Origin of the sequence: Xenorhabdus griffiniae, assembly GCF_015163655.1 — a bacterium.
In the GTDB taxonomy this organism is placed as follows: Bacteria; Pseudomonadota; Gammaproteobacteria; order Enterobacterales; family Enterobacteriaceae; genus Xenorhabdus; species Xenorhabdus griffiniae.
Window position 1 is genome coordinate 13,672 of the sequence record NZ_JADEUF010000035.1, and the last position, 20,765, is coordinate 34,436.

General features: G+C 52.8%; 2 protein-coding genes (1 of these 2 running past the window's edge). Both read right to left on the reverse strand.

The features are described 5' to 3' along the window. A protein-coding gene (locus tag IQ211_RS07805) for a non-ribosomal peptide synthetase (protein ID WP_193836346.1) crosses the window boundary here: on the reverse strand, nt 1-1,232 show its start. The gene continues 5,446 nt to the left of window position 1, outside the view; 1,232 of the gene's 6,678 nt are visible here — the first part of the coding sequence; the start codon lies at nt 1,230-1,232; its stop codon lies off the left edge, out of view. Continuing rightward, entirely contained in the window at nt 1,232-20,740 is a 19,509-nt protein-coding gene (locus IQ211_RS07810) for a non-ribosomal peptide synthetase (protein WP_420856242.1), read from the reverse strand. Before IQ211_RS07810 ends, IQ211_RS07805 begins: the two co-directional genes overlap by 1 nt. Nucleotides 20,741-20,765 lie beyond the last annotated feature (25 nt).

Genomic DNA, 20,765 nt, shown 5'->3' on the forward strand with positions numbered 1-20,765 from the left:
AACCCCGGCAGGGTCAACTCTTGGGCTGGGGTATTGTTTAAGGCCAGCATTACCTGAAACAGCGGGCTGTAACTCAGGCTGCGTTCCGGCTGGAGCGCCTCCACAACCTGCTCGAAAGGCAGATCCTGATGGCTATAGGCGGCCAGCGCCCGCTCTCGCACCTGGGCCAGCAAATCTGTCACACGGAGGTTATCATGGCAGGAGATACGCAAGGCCAGCGTATTAACAAAGAACCCCATCAGTCCTTCCAGTTCCTGGTGTGGACGGTTAGCGACAGGGGTGCCGGTAACAATATCCGCCTGACCACTGAGCCGGGCCAGTACCAGACTCCAGGCACTGAGCAGCGTCATAAACAATGTGGTGTTGTGACGTTGTCCAAGCACTTTCAGTGAAGCCAATAAATCCGCATCAATCTGCACTGGCACGCGGTTGCCCGCATAGGTTTGTACTGCCGGACGTGGCCGGTCGGTTGGGAGAGTGAGTAAAGCCGGTGCATCAGCAAGCTGGGTACACCAGAAATCACGTTGTTCTGTGAAGGCGGTGCCTTGTAACTGCTCCTGTTGCCAAACCGAATAATCAGCATACTGGATCGGCAGGGGAGGCAAAGGATCAGGTTGGCCGTCAAGGGCCGCAAGGTAAAAGATGCTTAGTTCTTGCACCAGCACACCGACAGACCAGCCGTCAGTGATAATGTGATGCAGGGTCAGCAACAGCACATGCTCGTCGTCAGCCAGTTGCAGCAGTTGACCACGGATCAGCGGGCCTTGGGCAAAATCGAAGGGCGCCTGTGCCTCGCTATCGGCGAGTTCGGCAACATGCTGGGTACGCAAGGCGGGATCGATCGGGCGCAGGTCGTGGCAGGTCAGGGCAAAACCAATGTCAGCCGGATCGATATGTTGGCAGGGCTGGCCTGCTACCAGAATAAAACGGGTACGCAGACTTTCATGGCGGGCAATCAGGCGATCCAGTGCTGCTTTCAGCGCTGGGTAGTCGAGCTGACCAGTGAGGCGTAATGTCACCGACAGATGATAAGCCTGGCTGGCCGCCGCATCGAACTGGCTGATAAACCACAACCGCTGCTGGGCAAAAGAAAGCGGCAGGGGCTGATGTCTGTCCGCGGGTTTGATGCATGCCGGTTGCTGTTGCCCCTCGCGGGCTTTCAGTTGTTCTGCAAGTCTTTTTTCCAGAACTGCACGTTTCAACTCATTGATATTCATATTAAACCTTGTCATTATTTACTCTCCCCGCCTAAAATTGCCATCAATTCTTCTGCTGACAATGAGTCAAGCTCGTTTTGAATTGACTCAAGCTCGTTTTCCGCTACCGCATTCATTTGCGCTGAGAGAATGGCAGTGGCCTGTTCTGTTAATGTGGGCGAAGTGAATAACGCCGTCAGAGGGATACTGACCAGGAATTTATCTTGTATGCGGGTTATCAATCTGACGACCATCAGTGAATGGCCGCCAAGTTCAAAGAAATGGTCGTAGCGACTGATACGCTCTAGTCCTAATAGATCCTGCCAGATTTGTGCCAACGCGGTTTCTATCTCACCTTGTGGCGGTTCATAACCCTGGGTTACTACAGCCGCCAGATCCGGCGCAGACAGGGCCTGACGGTCAAGTTTGCCATTGGGGGTGAGCGGGAACGTGTCTAACGTAACAAAGGCACTGGGCAACATATAGTCAGCGAGATATTGAGCAAGCTGCTGACGCAGCTTCGCGGGCGCTAATTCAATCCCTTCCTGCGGTAACAGGTAAGCAACCAGCCGTTTCTGGCCGGGTTCGTCTTCGCGCGGCAACACAATTGCTTCGTGCACACCATCACATTGGTTGAGTCGGGTTTCGATTTCTCCCAGCTCGATACGGAAGCCACGCAGCTTGACCTGAAAGTCATTGCGGCCAAGGTATTCGATATTGCCATCGGGCAGCCAGCGGCCGAGATCGCCGGTTTTGTACATGCGGGCATCGGGTTGCGAAGAGAACGGATCGGGCAGGAAGCGCTCGGCGGTGAGTTCAGGTCGATTCAGATAACCGCGCGCTACGCCGGCACCGGCAATGTAAATTTCCCCCGCTACACCATAAGGAACGGGTTGACCTGGCATATCCAGAATATAAATCTGGGTATTCGCGATCGGGCGACCGATAGGAATGGAACGGGTCACATCAACGGGTGAGGTAATCGCATAGGTTGTGGCAAATGCAGTGGTTTCCGTTGGGCCATAGCCATTAATCAGGTGTGCTGGCTGGAACTCGGCTAATTGCACCTGCTGTATCTTTCTTGGATCGAGCACATCACCGCCGACAAGCAGATAGCGTAGTTGCTCAAACAGGGGGCTGAGGTTATCGAGATATTCGTTGAACAGGCCGACAGTCAGCCAGAGGGCACTGATTTTCCCCTCAATCAGTGAATCGCAGAAATGCACTGGATTAAGCAGAATCGATTGTGGGATCACATGCAGGCGTGCGCCATTAAGTAAGGCAGACCAGATTTCCCAGGTCGAGGCGTCAAAAGCAATATTGGCACAATGGGCGATACAGTCGTTGGGACCAATGTCAGTAAAGCCATTATTGATAATCAGGCGAAGAACATTGCGGTGCTCGACCATCACGCCTTTAGGTTGTCCCGTCGAGCCAGAGGTATAAAGCACATAGGCCAGATGGTGTGACATCAACCCCAAGGCGTGTATGTCTGGATTATGGGGCGGTTGCTCCGTCAAAATTAATTCCTGGGCGTCGAGTATTACTATCGACATGGACATAGGTACAAAACTGGACAGCTTGTCGGCTTGTGTTGTCTGAGTCAGCAACGCCACGGGTTCTGAATCTTCAAGCATATAAGCCAGCCGTTCGCTCGGATAGGTGGGATCGAGCGGGACGTAAGCGCCGCCGGCTTTGAGAATAGCGAGCAGGCCGACGATGAGATCCAGACTACGTTCGATACAGATGGCAACCCGATCATCCGGGTGCACGCCCAATGAAATCAAATGGTGAGCTAACTGATTGGCACGGCAGTTAAGTTCACCATAGCTGAGCGTTTGTCCGTCAAATACGACAGCAAGGGTATCGGGATGGCGTGCCGCTTGCGCTTCGAACAATGAATGAATCAACTGGTCTTGCGGAAAATCGACCTGCGTAGCGTTGGCATCTACCAGTAGTTGCTGGCGCTCTGTGGCGGGCAGGATTGAGATATCCCGAACTAACCGTTGTGGATCATGAACCAGAGCATCGATTAAGCCACTGATGGCGGTGACCAGATAGTTGGTTACGCGGGTTGGGTCGATACCGGCTACTGTCTGGGCGATGAGCTGGAAATTGACGCCTAAATCATCTACTGACAGGGTGACAGGATAGTTAGTGCGCTCTTCTGCGGCTAAAGTACGTATACCCGCCCAGATAGTATCAAGCCCTCCGGTTTCAGCAGATTGACCATGACGATAATTCAATAAGCTACTAAATAACGGCATCGACTGCGGCATACCGCTGCAACGTTGTGCCAATGCCAATGGAGCCTGTTCGTGTTCCAGTAACATCATCAATCCGTGGTGGGTGTTGTGGACGACTTCCTGAACCGTGTAATTAGTCAGGGAAACCCGCATTGGCAACGTATTGATGAACATACCCAATACTCGCTCAGCCCCCGCACCGCCTTGCAGACGGCCTAACAGCACGGAGCCAAATACCACGTCATCGCGGCCGCTGGTCTGTGCCAATACTTGCGCCCATGCCACATGGAACAGCACACTGGGGCTGACGCCTAAACGACGCGCCTGAGAGCGAATGGCTTTGGCTAGATCGGGGGCAATAGGCAGACGGGCCTCAACCACGCAGTCATTGTCAGGATGCACCTTGAGCACCCCAAAAGGTGCCGTGGGTTCATCAATATCCGCCAGTTGGGTGCGGAAATAAGCCTCGTGGTCGGCGGTCGGGGTAGCCAGGGTTTGGGCGATAAAGTTGCGGTAAGGCAGTACCGCTGGCAGCCTCTCCGTTTTGCCCTGCAAGATAAGCGCGATTTCTGCAAAAATCAGCTCCAGGGTCAGATGGTCACTGACCAGATGATGGAAGCGTAGCGCCAGCAGCCATTCATCCTGTGCCGGATTCGGGGCGATATCGGCGGCAAACAGGGGCGCCTGATTTAAATTGAGACGGTGCTGGCGTGGATCGGTATGACGCTTGAGTTGGGTGACAACGTCACCCGTTGTAGTGGGGGTGAAGATGCTAACTTTCAGCGGTGCCTGACGCCAGACCACTTGCACCGGTTGTGCCAGTTCTCGCCAGCAAACGGCAGTACGCAGAATATCATGGCGGTCGATAACCAATTGTAGCGCCGCTAAAAAGGCATTCAGGCGCTCACGGGTATCGAACGCGAGCACGCTTTGCAGCAGATAATTATCCCCCTGGGTCTGTAACAGATGATGGAACAAAATCCCTTCCTGTAACGGCGCGAGGGGATAGATATCCTGCACATTGGCGCCGCCACCCGGAACAGTATTAACGATGGCATCAATTTCAGTCTGGGACAGGGAAACCAAAGGCAGCATGGCGGGGGTAATGGTTGTGCACTCTTCAGCGATGAGATTGGGTGGCACGACAAAGGTGTTGGCATCACGGCGGACAGTCTGCGCCATATCAATCAGGACAGGGGCGACGAAGACACTGCGAACGTCGAGCTGCCAGCCCAGATTGCGCAGTTCCTCGATCAGGCTGACAATCATCAGTGAATGGCCACCGAGTTCGAAGAAGTGGTCATGGCGGCTGACTTGTTTCAATCCCAGAAGTTTTTGCCAGATTTGAGCTAAGGCGATTTCTGTCTCACCGACAGGGGCTTCATAGCCGCGAGCAACAACCGCCGATAAATCGGGAGCAGGCAGGGCCTGGCGGTCGAGTTTACCGTTAGGGGTGAGCGGGAAAGTCTCTAAAGTGACAAAAGCGCTGGGTAACATATAGTCGGCAAGGTGTTGGGCGAGTTGCTGGCGCAGTTCAGCCGGCACCAACTCCACGCCCGCCCGTGGCCGCAGGTAGGCCACCAGCCGTTTCTGGCCGGGCTCATCTTCACGGGCTAATACCACGGCGTCGCGCACGCCATGACATTGTTCCAGTTTTGCCTCGATTTCCCCCAATTCAATGCGGAAGCCCCGCAGTTTGACCTGAAAATCATTGCGGCCCAGGTATTCGATATTGCCATCGGGCAGCCAGCGACCGAGATCGCCAGTCTTGTACATCCGGGCAGCCGAATTCAGGAAGAATGGATCAGTGAGGAAGCGCTCGGCGGTGAGTTCAGGCCGGTTCAAATAGCCTCTGGTGACACCGTCACCGACGATATAGATTTCGCCAGCCACGCCGAGCGGAGCCGGTTGACCGTGGGGGTCAAGAATATAGATCCGCAGATCAGCCAGTGGCTGACCAATCAAGCTGCCCCGTCCTGAATAAATATCGGCTTCGGTCAGTTCGCGATAGGTAGCATGAACAGTAATTTCGGTGATGCCATACATATTGACCAGACGGGTTTGCGCGGTCGGATTGCGGGTCACCCACGGGATAAGGGTATGTAATTCCAGCGCCTCACCGCCAAAAATAATGCACCGCAGGGCGTGTTTAGCCACACCCTGAGCGGCAATCAGTGAACGGAAAGCACTGGGTGTCTGGTTTAAGATCGTGACGTGTTCACGGCACAATAGCGAATAGAATAGCTGCGGTGAACGGGCACACTCGGCTGAAATAACGACCAACCGACCACCGTAAGCCAAAGCCCCCCACAGTTCCCAGACGGAGAAATCGAAAGCAAATGAGTGGAACAGCGTCCAGACGTCTTTATCATCAAACTGGAAACGGGATTGGGTTGCGGCTAACAGGCGGATGACATTGGCGTGTTCAACCATCACCCCTTTCGGTGTTCCGGTCGATCCCGACGTGTAAATCACGTAGGCCAGATGGCGGGATGTCAGCCCCAGTGCCTGTGCGTCTGGATTATCGGTCGGCTGCATTGTCAGGAATGCTGTCTGGCTATCACAGATATTATCCAGCAAGACCGTAGGTAAGGCGCTGTCCAGCTTGTTGCGTAACGTTGCTTGAGTCAGTAAAGCCACAGGCGCCGCATCTTCCAGCACATAGGCCAATCGCTCGGCGGGGTAGGCCGGATCGAGCGGCACATAGGCACCACCTGCTTTGAGAATTGCCAGTAAACCGACCACCATCGCCAGACCACGCTCGATACAAATCGCGATCCGATCGTCCGGACGCACGCCAGACGCAATGAGATAATGCGCTAACTGATTGGCACGGCGGTTTAACTCACCATAGCTGATCGTTTGTTCCTCAAATACAGCGGCGATAGCTTCAGGATGTTGTGCGGCCTGCGCTTCAAATAGTTGGTGGATCAACGCGTCTTGTGGGAAGTTCTGCTGGGTGGCATTGAATTCCACCAACAGTTGCCGTCGCTCCGATTCTGGCAGCAGGGGCAGGGCACCAATAAGTTGTGTCTCATCCGCCACCATAGCGGTCAACACATTTGTCAGGTAACCCACCAAACGCTCAATGGTCGTGGCGTCGAATAAATCCGTGGCGTAGGCCAGTTCACCGACCAGGCGGCCGTCCTCATTTTCGGCCAATGACAAGGTCAAATCAAAGTGAGCACTATAGTGTTCCTGCTCAATGTGGGTGAGTTGTAGCTCAGGCAAGGCTAACGCTTGTCGTGATATATGTTGTGGTGTGTTGTTTAAGGCCAGCATCACCTGGAAAATGGGGCTGTAACTCAGGTTGCGTTCAGGCTGGAGCGCTTCCACCACCTGTTCAAAGGGCAGATCCTGATGGGCATAGGCCGCGAAAGCGTGTTCCCGCACTTGGGCGAGCAAGTCAGCAACACGACTGGAATTATCCAGCGTGATACGTAAGGCCAGTGTATTGACGAAGAACCCGATTAATCCTTCCAGTTCATGGTGTGGACGGTTAGCAACCGGGGTGCCGATGACAATATCCTCCTGTCCACTCAGTCGGGCCAATACGATACTCCAGGCACTGAGTACGGTCATAAATAAGGTGGTGCGATGGCGCTGTCCAAGACGCTTAAGCGCAGTCAATAAGTCTGCATCAACATTGACAGGGAGCCGGCGGCCAACATAGGACTGTACCGCTGGGCGGGGTCGGTCGGTTGGCAATGTCAATAAAGCCGGCGCACCTTCAAGCTGGGAACACCAGAAGTCGCGCTGTTTCGCAATGGCACTTTCTTGTAACCATTCTCGCTGCCAGACGGCATAGTCGGCGTACTGAATCGGCAAGGGGGGTAAGGGATCATCTTGGCTGTCGAGGGCGGCGCGGTAAAGGGCGCTGAATTCACGCAGCAATACGCCGATGGACCAGCCATCCGAGATAATATGATGCTGGGTGAGCAGCAAGATATGTTCCTCATCGGCCAGTTGCAGCAAATGACCGCGGATCAGCGAACCTTGGCTAAAATCAAAAGGTGTTTGTGCTTCGAGATCGGTTAATTCCGCGATACGGTTAATATGCGCTTCTGGCGTTAATGCGCGCAAATCCTGATAAGACAGGGAAAAACCCCTATCAGCCGGATCGATTTGTTGGCAAGGTTGGCTGGAAACCAGCACAAAACGGGTACGCAGGTTTTCATGGCGGGCGACCAGAAGATCAAGGGCGCGGATTAAAACTGGGCGATTAAGTTGTCCGCTTAGGCGCAACGCCATCGGGATATGATAAGCCAGGCTGGCTGCCGGATTGAGCTGAGTGAGAAACCATAAACGTTGTTGAGCAAAGGACAGGGGCAACAGCTGACTGCGGTCAGCGACAGGGATGTTTGTCTGAGCGATTGTTGACGTATCAGTTAGCGCGCGGGCCAAATCGATCAAACGCGGTTGCTCAAAAAGTTGCTGTAACGGCAACTCGTGGGCCAATTGTTGACGAATGCGGGCCGCCAGCTGGACAGCCAGCAGGGAATGGCCGCCGAGTTCGAAGAAATGATCGTAACGGCCGACATGTTCCAGTCCGAGCAGATCTTGCCAAATCTCAGCCAGAATAATTTCTGTTTCACCCTCGGGGGCTTCATAGTGGCGCGTGACCACCGCGGATAAATCCGGTGCCGGCAGAGCCCGGCGATCCAGCTTGCCGTTGGGGGTGAGCGGGAAGGTATCCAGCGTGATAAAGGCACTGGGTAACATATACTCAGCCAGATGCTGGGCGAGTTGTTGTCGTAACTCAGCCGGAACCAATTCAATTCCTTCTTGTGGTAGCAGATAGGCCACCAGTCGCTTTTGTCCGGGTTCATCTTCGCGCGCCATTACCACGGCTTCACGCACGCCGTCACATTGGGTCAGTCTGGCCTCGATTTCGCCCAGTTCGATACGGAAGCCCCGCAGTTTGACCTGAAAATCATTGCGGCCGAGGTATTCGATATTGCCATCGGGCAACCAGCGGCCGAGGTCACCGGTTTTGTACATGCGGGCATCAGGCTCTGAAGAGAACGGATCGGCAAGGAAGCGTTCAGCGGTCAGTTCAGGGCGATTCAGGTAGCCACGGGCAACCCCAGCACCGGCAATATAAATTTCACCGGCAACCCCAGAAGGGACAGGTTGACCTTGTTGATTCAGGATATAGATCTGGGTATTCGCAATCGGGTGACCAATGGGGATTTTTCTGCCTTTACCTTCAACGTCTTCGTCTTCCAGAACAGGGATTTCATAGGCGGTGGCAAACGTGGTTGTCTCTGTTGGTCCATACATATTCAGTAAATGTTTGGGTGAATGTTCGGTTCTAAGGCGAATGGCAGGACGGGTATCACCCTGTTCGCCACCAAAAAGGACATAACGCAAACCAGACAATGCTGGCGCAATTAAACTCGCATATTGGTTAAACAGTGCCGTGGTCAGGAATAACGCACTGACACCCTCCGCTGATAAGTACTCACCAAAATCAGTGGGTTGTAACAAGGTTTTTTCTGGAATTAACAGAATACGCGCGCCATGAACTAAGCCAGCCCACACCTCCCACGTGGCGGCATCAAATGAGACATTGGCGCAATGGGCAATACAGTCGTCAGGTCCTATATCGGCAAAGCCATTATTGATGATAAGGCTAACGACGTTGCGATGTTCGACCATCACCCCTTTGGGCTGGCCGGTCGAACCCGATGTGTAAATGACATAGGCTAAATGACGTGATGTCAGTCCCAGTGCTTGGGCGTTTGGGGTATCCGTCGGTTGTGTCGTCAGCAGGGTTTCATTGCGGTCACATAAAGAGTCAAGCAAGATCGTCGGCACGGTGTCAGGCAGCTTGTTGACTTGTGCTGTCTGGGTCAATAAAACAACGGGAGCTGAATCCCTGAGCATATAGGCTAACCGTTCAATCGGATAGGTTGGATCGAGCGGGACATAGGCACCGCCTGCCTTGAGGATCGCCAGTAAGCCGACCACCATCTCCAGACTGCGTTCGATACAGATAGCGACGCGATCATCTGGACGCACCCCTAGCGTAATCAAATGATGAGCCAGACGATTGGCATGTTGGTTCAATTCTACGTAGCTCAATGTCTGGCCTTCGCAAATCACGGCGGTGGCATGGGGGCGTTGTAATGCCTGAGCTTCAATGAGTTGATGGATCAGGGCATTTTGCGGAAAATCCACTTGGGTTGGGTTGAAGCCTACCAGCAATTGTTGACGCTCTGGTTCCGGCAAGATTGGAACATTTAGGATCAATTGTTGTGGGTTGTGGATCAGGGCATCGATCAGGCCGTTAATGGCCGTTTCCAGATAGGCGGTGGTGCGTTCTGGCGCAATTTCTGTCACGGTCAGGGCGGTTAATTGGAAATTATCCCCTAAATCATCGACTGACAGGGTAATGGGATAGTTGGTCTGCTCTTCAGCCGCAACCAGTCGCATATCTGTCCAGATTGTGTCAATGGCGTCTCCCTTGTCAGTCTGGCTATGGCGATAATTCAGCAAAGCACTGAACAGTGGCAATGGTTGTGCCACGCCACTGCACCGTTGTGCCAGCGCTAATGGGGCCTGTTCATGCCCCAGCAAGGTGGTCAGGTTATGGTAGGTATCCTGCACGATTTCCTGTACGGTACGTCCGCCCAGAGAAATACGAATTGGCAACGTATTGATAAACATCCCCAATATACGATCAGCCCCTGCATTACCTTGCAGGCGGCCCAATAACACGGAGCCAAACACCACATCATCACGACCGCTAGTCTGGGCTAATACCTGTGCCCAGGCTACGTGGAACAGGACGCCCGGGCTGACTCCCAAACGGCGGGATTGAACACGAATGGCTTCCGCCCGTTCAGGAGTGAGTAAAAGTCTGGATTTGGCGACAGAGACAGGTTTAGTGTCGTTTGGCGCGTTTTTAGGAATAGCGAGTACACCGAACGGCGCCGTGGGTTCATCAATATCGGCGAGCTGTTCGCGAAAGTAATCCTCATGTACTGAACTCGGTACATTCAGGATCTGGGCGATAAAGTTGCGATAGGGTAGCGTGGTAGGCAGAGCTTCCGCATTTCCTCGTAATATTTGGGTAATCTCAGCGAAAACCAGATCCAGTGTCATATGGTCGCTGACCAGATGGTGGAAACGCAGTGCCAGCAACCACTCATTTTGTGCCGGATCAAGGGTAATATCAGCCGTAAATAAGGGGGCTTGAGTCAGGTCGATACGATGCTGGCGCGGATCGGTATGAACCTGTAACTGCGCTGGAATATCGTTGGTCGAGATTGGGATGAATTCACGGACAGTGAGCGGTGCCTGACGCCAAACCACCTGAACCGGTTGCGCCAGATCTTGCCAGTAAACCGCCGTGCGCAGGATGTCATGACGATCAATAACTTGCTGTAAGGCACCTAAAAAAGCCTCAAGACGTTTACGGGTATCGAAGGCAAGTATGATTTGCAATAAATAGGTGTCGCCTTGTGCCTGCAACAGATGATGGAACAGGATGCCTTCCTGCAAGGGAGACAATGGATAGATATCCTGTACATTACTTGCCCCATCAGAAACAGTATTAACGATGGCATCAATCTCAGCCTGGGACAGGGAAACCAGTGGCAGCATAGCGGGCGTAATAGCGGTACAGCCCTCGGGTATCAGGTTGGGTGGCACGATAAAGGTATGGGTATCACGCTGGAGATTCTGGGCCATATCGATCAGGATGGGCGCAGCGAATACACTGCGAACGTCAAGTTGCCAACCCAGCTTGCGCAGTTCTTCGATCAGGCTGACTATCATCAACGAGTGACCGCCAAGTTCAAAGAAGTGGTCGTGGCGGCTGACTTGTTCCAATCCCAATAGCTCTTGCCAGATTTGTGCCAGGGTAGTTTCCGTTTCACCCATCGGGGGTTCATGACGGTGCATCACGATGGCGGATGCATCGGGTTCAGGCAGCGCCTGATGGTCAAGTTTGCCGTTTGGCGTTAACGGAAAGGATGCCAGCGTGACAAAGGCGCTGGGCAGCATATAGTCAGCGAGGTGCCGGGCAAGTTGCTGGCGCAGTTTGGCTGGCACCAATTCAGCGCTTTCCTTTGGCAGCAGATAGGCAACAAGTCGTTTCTGGCCTTGATCTTCGCGAGCAACCACCACCGCTTCACGTACTCCATCACATTGTGTGAGTTTGGTTTCGATTTCCCCCAATTCAATGCGGAAACCACGGAGCTTGATTTGAAAATCATTGCGGCCCAAATATTCGATATTGCCATTGGCGAGCCAGCGCCCGAGATCTCCTGTTTTGTACATCCGTGCGTTGGGGTTGGAAGAGAACGGATCAGCGAGGAAGCGTTCGGCAGTGAGTTCGGGACGATTAAGATAACCGCGGGCAATTCCCGCACCAGCAATATAGATCTCCCCTATGACACCCAGCGGGACTGGCTGATAATGGGTATTAAGGAGATAGATTTGGGTGTTGGCTATGGGGCGGCCAATCGGCGGTGGATTATCGGTTGAGCTATCCTCTGCGCAGGGACAGGCATAGAGCGTAGCACAGACCGTGATTTCCGTCGGTCCATAGGCATTGAGCATTTGCCGCCCGGGTGACCAGCGTTTAACTAAGGTTGATGGGCAGGCCTCTCCTCCCACCAGCAAGGTTTGCAGGGTATCAGGCAGGGAATCCATTGCGGCCAACGCAGTGGGCGACAGGAGAACATGGCTGATGGCCTGCTCGGTTAAGTAACCGGACAGTATGGCTCCGGGCAGCAGATTGGCTCGTTTGGCCAGATAGAGACGCCCGCCGGCCATTAAAGCCATACAACATTCCCAAATACAGGCATCGAAACTGTTTGAAGCGAACTGTAAGACGCGACTCGCTGGGGTTAGTGCCAGCGCATGTTGCTGAGTCGTGATCAAATTGCACAGGCTATAATGTTCGATCATTACCCCTTTCGGTTGACCGGTCGAACCGGAAGTATAAATGACATAGGCCAGATGGTGTGACGCTAAACCCAATGCCTGTGCGTCTGGATTATCAGCAGGTTGGGTTGTCAGGTACGGTTCGGGATTATCCAGTAAGACGGTTGGCAAAGCGTTAAATTGAGCAAGCCACCCTGATCGGGACAGTGCCGATTGCGTGAGTAACGCCACCGGAGCAGCATCTTCAACCATGTAAGCCAGCCGTTCGGCCGGATAAATGGGATCGAGCGGCACATAAGCCCCGCCCGCTTTGAGGATAGCCAGTAAGCCGACTACCATCTCCAGACTACGCTCAGCGCAGAGGGCGACGCGATCGTCTGGACGTACCCCTAACGTAATCAGGTAATGGGCTAATTGATTGGCGCGGTGGTTTAATTCGCCATAGCTCAGCGTTTGGTCTTCGTAGACTACGGCAGTGGCATCGGGACACTGTTCTGCCTGAGATTCGAACAGTTGATGGATCAACGCCGTTTGCGGAAAATCCATCTGCGTCGCGTTGAAGTCCACCAGCAGTTGTTGCCGTTCTGAGGCGGGCAGCATCGGTAAAGTGGCAATGGGTTGGGTTTCATCCCCCGCCATAACCGTCAGCACATGGGTTAAGTAACCGACCATACGCTCAATGGTTGCGGCGTCAAACAGATCGGCTGCATAGGCCAAATCACCGACCAGACCGGCTTCGGTTTCGGTCAGTGACAAGGTTAAGTCAAAGTGAGCGTTGGGATGTGCCTGTTCAATGGGGATGCATTGGATATCGGATAATGCCAGCGCCTGAGCGGGGGTATTATTTAAAGCCAGCATTACCTGGAAGATCGGGCTGTAGCTGAGATTGCGTTCAGGCTGGAGCGCTTCCACCACCTGCTCAAAGGGCAGATCCTGATGAGCATAAGCGGCGAGCGCTCGCTCCCTAACCTGAGTCAGCAGGTCAGTGATAGTGACGGGATCATTCAGGCTGACGCGTAAGGCCAGTGTATTAACGAAGAAACCGATTAATCCTTCAAGTTCATGGTGTGGTCGGTTAGCGACAGGGGTACCGATAACGATATCATCCTGACCACTCAGCCGGGACAATACAATACCCCAGGCACTCAGCACAGTCATAAACAAGGTAGTGTTATGGCGCTGTCCAAGTTTTTTCAATGATGCCAATAAAGCGGCCTCAAACTGTACAGGCACTCGACCACCGACAAAAGTTTGTGTCGCCGGACGCGGGCGGTCGATTGGGAGAGACAGTAAAGCCGGTGCGTCTGCAAGCTGAGTACACCAGAAATCGCGTTGTGCAGTGAGGGTGGCTTCTTGCAACCATTTACGTTGCCAGACCGCATAATCGGCGTACTGGATCGGCAATGGCGGCAAGGGGACATCTTGGCCGTCGAGGATGGCGCGATAAAGCACACTGAGTTCATGCATGAGTATACCGATGGACCAGCCGTCAGAAATAATATGATGCTGGGTAAGCAGCAAGACGTGCTCTTCGTCTGCCAGTTGCAGCAAGTGACCGCGGATTAGCGGGCCTCGGGTAAAGTCAAAAGACGTTTGTGCTTCAAGGGCGATCAAATCAGCAACATGGACGGAGTGCGTTTCTGGTGCCAGCGAGCGTAAGTCTTGGTAAGACAGGGCAAAGTTAATGTCAGTTGGTTCGATGTGCTGATAAGGCTGGCCGGAAACCAGCACAAAGCAAGTGCGCAAGTTTTCATGTCGGGCGATCAATTGGTCAAATGCACGGATTAAGGCCGGACGATTAAGTTGACCGATCAGGCGTAATGCCAAAGGAATATGATAGGCCAGACTGGCCGCTTGATCGATCTGACTCAGGAACCACAATCTTTGTTGAGCAAAGGACAGAGGTAACGGTTGGTTGCGATCAGTAACAGGGATTGTTATTTGGGCTATAGCTGAAGCGCCATTAAGTGTTTGAGCCAGGTCTGTCAATATGGGTTGATCAAAGAGCTGTTGGAGTGACAAATTTCGTGCCAAATCTTGGCGTACATGTGCGACGAGTTGGACGGCAAGCAGGGAATGACCACCCAATTCAAAGAAATGATCGTGGCGACCTACTTGTGCCAGTCCGAGTAACTCTTGCCAAATCTGAGCCAGAGCGATTTCTGTCTCACCGACGGGGGCTTCGTAGCCGTGAGCGACTACGGCTGACAGTTCAGGAGCAGGCAGGGCCTGACGGTTGAGTTTGCCATTGGGCGTCAGCGGGAAGGACGTCAACGTGACAAAAGCACTGGGTAACATATAGTCAGCGAGATACTGGGCGAGTTGCTGGCGCAGTGCAGCGGGTTCCAGTTCAAATCCCTCTTGCGGTAACAGATAGGCCACCAGTCGTTTTCCATCTTCGCGGGCGATCACGACCGCTTCACGTACGCCGTCACATTGACTCAATCTGGCTTCGATTTCTCCCAGCTCGATACGGAAGCCACGCAACTTGACCTGAAAATCATTGCGCCCGAGATATTCGATATTGCCATCGGGCAGCCAGCGGCCGAGATCACCGGTTTTATACATGCGGCTGTTTGGCTGTGAAGCGAAGAGATCGGTCTGGAAACGTTCGGCAGTCAGTTCAGGTCGATTCAGGTAACCACGGGCTACGCCGGCACCGGCAATATAAATTTCCCCTGTCACACCGCGAGGAACGGGTTGGCCGTGTGAGTCCAGGATATAAATCTGGGTATTGGCAATCGGGCGGCCGACAGGAATGGAACGCGTCACATCAACGGGGGAACTCAGCGCATAGGTAGTAGCAAATGTTGTGGTTTCTGTTGGCCCATAGCCATTTATCAGGTGAACGGGTTGAGATTCAGCCGATTGCACCTGTTGTATCTTCCTTGGATCGAGTACATCACCGCCGATAAGCAGGTAGCGCAATTGTCCAAACAGGGGTTTGAGGCTATCGAGATATTCGTTGAATAAACCCACCGTCAACCAGAGGGCGGTGACGCGTTCCTTGATCAGTGCATCACAGAAATGTGCCGGATCGAGCAACACCGATTGTGGCACCACATGCAGGCGGGCGCCATTGAGCAAGGCGGACCAAATTTCCCAGGTCGAGGCATCAAAAGCGATATTGGCACAATGGGCGACACAGTCATTCGAATCAATATCAGCAAAGCCACTATTAACGATAAGACGAAGAACATTACGATGTTCTATCATCACGCCTTTAGGTTGGCCGGTAGAACCAGAGGTATAGATCACATAGGCCAAATTCTGTGATGTCAGACCTAATGCGTGTGGATTGGGGTTGTGAGTGGGTTGTGCCGCCCAAAACGATTCTTGGGTATCAAGCAATACGGTAGGTATCAGGTTGTTTAATCTGCTAACTTGTATTGTCTGGGTCAGCAGAACCACAGGCTCTGCATCTTCAAGCATATAAACCAGTCGTTCAGTCGGATAGCTTGGGTCAAGTGGCACGTAAGCCCCGCCAGCCTTGAGAATAGCCAGCAAACCAACCACCGTTTCCAGACTGCGTTCGGCACAGATGGCAATTCGATCATCTGGACGCACACCCAACGCAATCAGGTAATGGGCCAACCGATTGGCTCGGCGGTTAAGTTCGTCATAGCTCAGGCATTGCTCTGCAAACACGATGGCTGTTGCATCGGGATGATGTTTCACCTGGGTTTCGAATAGCTGGTGGATCAAGGCATTTTGTGGAAAATCTGCTTGGGTGGCATTAAAGTCCACCAACAGTTGTTGCCGTTCTGACACGGGTAAAATGGATAGCTCTTGGATTAATCGTCGTGGTTTGTGAGCCAAAGCGTCAACTAATCCACTGATAGCGGTCGCCAGATAAGTAATTATGCGTGTCGGATCAATACTTGCCACCGTTTGTGCGGTCAGGCGGAAACCGACGCCCATATCATCTACCGATAAGGTTATCGGATAGTTAGTCCGCTCCTCAATAGCAACGATACGCATATCTATTTGAGGTATTTCAATGACATTAGCTTCGTCGCCCTCGATAATTTGGCTGTGACGGTAATTGAGTAGCGTACTGAACAGGGGTATTGACTGTGCCACACCGCTACAACGTTGGGCCAGTGCTAATGGTGCTTGCTCGTGTTCCAGCAGTGTCGTTAAATTGTGATAGGTAAGCTGTACCAGCTCCTGCACGCTATGATCAGCCAGGGAAATTCGTATCGGCAAGGTATTGATAAACATCCCCAATATTCGGGAAGCGCCTGCACCTCCCTGTAATCGGCCTGATAATACGGAGCCAAAGACCACATCATCGCGGCCGCTGGTTTGTGCCAGCACTTGCGCCCAGGCGACATGGAACAGGACACCTGAACTGACTCCCAGACGGCGAGCTTGAGAACGTATTGCCTCCGCCAGAGCAGGATCGAGTGAGAGATGGGCTTCGACGATCGGTTCATTATCATCCTGCATTGAGAGTACACCGAAGGGGGCTGTCGGTGCGTCGATATCCGCCAGTTGAGAACGGAAATAGGCTTCATGCTCAGTACCCGGCACACTTAAGGTCTGAGCGATAAAATTGCGGTAGGGCAACGTTGCCGGCAGGGTATCAGCATAACCCCCTTGTATTTGGGCAATTTCGGCAAAAATCAGCTCAAGTGTCATATGGTCACTGACCAGATGATGGAAACGCAGAGAGAGCAACCATTCATCCTGTGTCGGATCATGGGCGATATCAGCAGCGAATAGCGGAGCACGGCTCAAATCGAGGCGATGCCGACGCGGGTTGGTATGCTCCTGTAGCTGGGACAGGACGTTATCTGCCGTGTCAGGAACGAAGGTATTGATATACAACGGTGCCTGGCGCCAGACTACCTGAACTGGCCTTATCAATCCTTGCCAGCAGGCCGCGGTACGCAGGATATCGTGGCGGTCAATGACTTGTTGGAATGCGGACAGGAAGGTGTCAAGACGCTCACGAGTTTCAAAAGCAAGCAGGGTTTGTAACAGATAAGTGTCACCTTGTGTTTGGCGCAAGTGATGGAACAGAACCCCGTCTTGTAACGGTGCCAATGGATAAATATCCTGTATATTGCTGGTCCCGCCAGGAGTTGCGGCAACAATGGCATCAATCTCGGTTTGGGACAATGAAACCAGTGGCAGCATATCAGGCGTAATGGCCGGGCAATCGGCAGGGATACGGTTAGGCGGCACCACGAACGTGTCAATATCACTTGTCATTGCCTGTGCCATCTCAGTCAGGACAGGTGAGGAGAACACACTGCGAACATCAAGCTGCCAGCCGAGGCTGTATAGCTGTTCGATCAGGCTGACAATCATTAATGAATGACCGCCAAGCTCAAAGAAATGGTCATGACGGCCGACTTGTTCCAATCCCAAGAGATCTTGCCAGATCTGCGCCAGAGCGATTTCTACCTCGCCATGTGGCGCTTCATAACCACGTGCGATCACTGAAAACGCATCAGGGGCGGGAAGGGCTTGACGGTCAAGTTTACCATTGGCAGTCAGCGGGAAAGTGTCAAGTACCACAAAGGCACTGGGTAGCATGTATTCAGCGAGGTATTGCGCAAGTTGTTGGCGCAGTTGTGCGGGAAGTAGCTCAACGCCGTTCTGAGGTCGCAAATAGGCGACGAGTCGTTTTTGTCCCCCCGTGTTTATCTCTTCGGTATTTCCATAAACAGTATCAGTATCTTCACGGGCAATCACTACTGCTTCTTGCACACCATAGCACCGCATCAATTGGGCTTCGATTTCGCCCAGTTCAATGCGGAAGCCACGTAGTTTAACCTGAAAATCATTGCGGCCGAGGTATTCGATATTGCCATCGGGCAACCAGCGGCCGAGGTCGCCGGTTTTGTACATACGGGCGTCGGGATCTGAGGAGAACGGATCAGTGAGAAAACGTTCTGCGGTCAGTTCAGGGCGATTCAGGTAACCACGGGCAACCCCAGCGCCGGCAATATGTATTTCCCCAATAACACCAAGTGGTACAGGCTGAGTATGTGCATCCAAAATATAAATCTGGGTATTGGCAATCGGGCGACCGATATGGTTGGCAAATCCGGTTGCCCGATTCATCCGCGTCCAGGTCGAATACGTCGTGGTTTCAGAAGGACCATACAGGTTGCACACATTCTGTACGGCAGAGTGAGAAAATAAATGTTCAACAATGTGTGACTTTACTTTTTCTCCCGCTAAATTGACCGTCCGAATATCCATGGGTAGCGCATTGGTTTCCACCAGCTGAGCGATAGCCGATGGCACGGTGTTGATAAGGCTGAGTGATGGTTTTGGGTTGGCTGAACTTGTATTGACCAGTGACAGTATGTCAGTGACAAGGTGAACCGTACCACCAAGGAGCAGAGGGGCAAAGCATTCGTATACCGACAAATCAAAATTCAGGGAAGTAGCAAAAAGGGTGTGTGCCAACTCCTCCTGACTAAACGTCTGTTGTACCCAGGTCAGGAAATTCACGGTATTGCGGTGTTCGATTGCCACGCCTTTAGGCAAACCTGTAGAGCCTGATGTGTAGATCACATAGGCCAGATGGCGTGAGGTGAGTCCCAGTGCTTGTGCGTCGGGATTATAAACTGGCAGAAAAGGTTCTTGGCTGCTGAGGACGTTATCGAGCAAAACGGTGGGTATCGTACCAGCCAGCCTGTCAGCAAGTTTTGTTTGGGTCAGTATTATTCGCGGCGCTGAGTCTGCAAGCATATACATCAGCCGTTCGGTTGGATAGGCCGGATCAAACGGCACATAGGCACCACCTGCTTTAAGAATACCAAGTAAACCCACCATCATGTTCAGGTTGCGTTCAACACAAATTGCTACCCGATCATCCGGACGTACCCCTAAGGCTATAAGATGATGAGCCAGTCGATTAGCCTGGTGGTTCAATTCATCATAACTGAGTGTCTGAGCTCCACACACTATCGCTGTAGCTGTGGGACTGTTGATCACCTGCGCTTCAAATAGTTGGTGGATCAGGGCGTCTTGCGGGAAGTCTGCTTGAGTGGTGTTAAAATTCACCAACAGTTGTTGTCGCTCTAAAGCTGACAATATCGGCAAAGTCGCAATGGCTTGGGTTGCATCGGCTGCCATTGCTGCCAGTGCTCGTTGCAGATAGCCGACCATACGTTCAACAGTTTCGGCATCGAACAGATCAGAGGCATATTCCAGTCCGCCAACCAAACCAGAGTCGGTTTCAGTTAACAACAACATTAAATCGAAATGGGCGCTATGGGTCGCCAGTTCAACTCGGGAGATCTGCAAACTGGACTGTGTTTGGCCTTGAGCCGGCGTATTATCTAAAGCCAGCATGACCTGAAAGATTGGGCTATGGCTCAGGTTACGTTCAGGTTGTAATATTTCCACCACCTGCTCGAAGGGCAGATCCTGATGAGCATAGGCGGTTAGCGCCCGCTCCCGGACCTGTGCAATCAGTTCAGCCACACTGAGATCGTCATTGAATGTAACGCGTAAGGCCAGTGTATTGACGAAGAAACCAACCAACTCCTCAAGCTCACGGTGCGGGCGATTGGCGACAGGGGTGCCGATAACAATATCATCCTGACCACTAAGCCTGTTGAGTACAATACTCCAGCCAGCCAGTAGGACCATAAACAAGGTACTGTTATGGCGTTGTCCTAGTTCCTTAAGTGAATTTAATACTGAGGCATCAAGGTGGAAAGGCACTTGTCTGCCGACATAAGTTTGTACTGCTGGGCGTGGCCGATCAGTGGGGAGTGATAATAACGCGGGCGCATTTTCAAGTTGCCGGAGCCAGAAGTTTCGCTGTGCAGTAAAACTTTCTCCTTGCAACCATTCACGCTGCCAGACGGCATAATCAGCGTACTGAATGGGAAGTTGCGGCAAAGGATCATTGTGGTCATTAAGGACAGCGTGATAGAAAACACCCAGTTCGCGTATCAGCACCCCAATAGACCAGCCGTCAGCAATAATGTGGTGCAGGGTGAGCAGTAACACATGTTCCTTATCTGCCAGTTGCAGCAGTTGACCACGGATCAAGGGGCCTTGAGCAAAATCGAAAGGTGTTTGGGCTTCGAGTGTCGCGAGTTCAGTTACCCGCTCGATATGCAGAGCAGGATCGAGTTGACGCAAGTCCTGACGGGACAGGGCAAAACCGATATCCGCCGGGGCGATTTGCTGGCTGGGTTGGCCTGCAACCAGCACGAAACGTGTCCGCAGACTTTCATGCCGAGCTATCAGACGATCAAGTGCGGTGGTCAGGGCATGATGATTAAGTTGCCCCGTCAGGCGTAGTGCTACAGGAATATAATAGGCTTGACTCGCCGCCGGATCGAGCTGACCGAGGAACCATAACCGCTGTTGAGCAAAGGATAAAGGCAAGGGCTGGCTGCGATCAGCTGGGGAGATCACGGTTTGTGTGAGAGTGGCCGTTTCT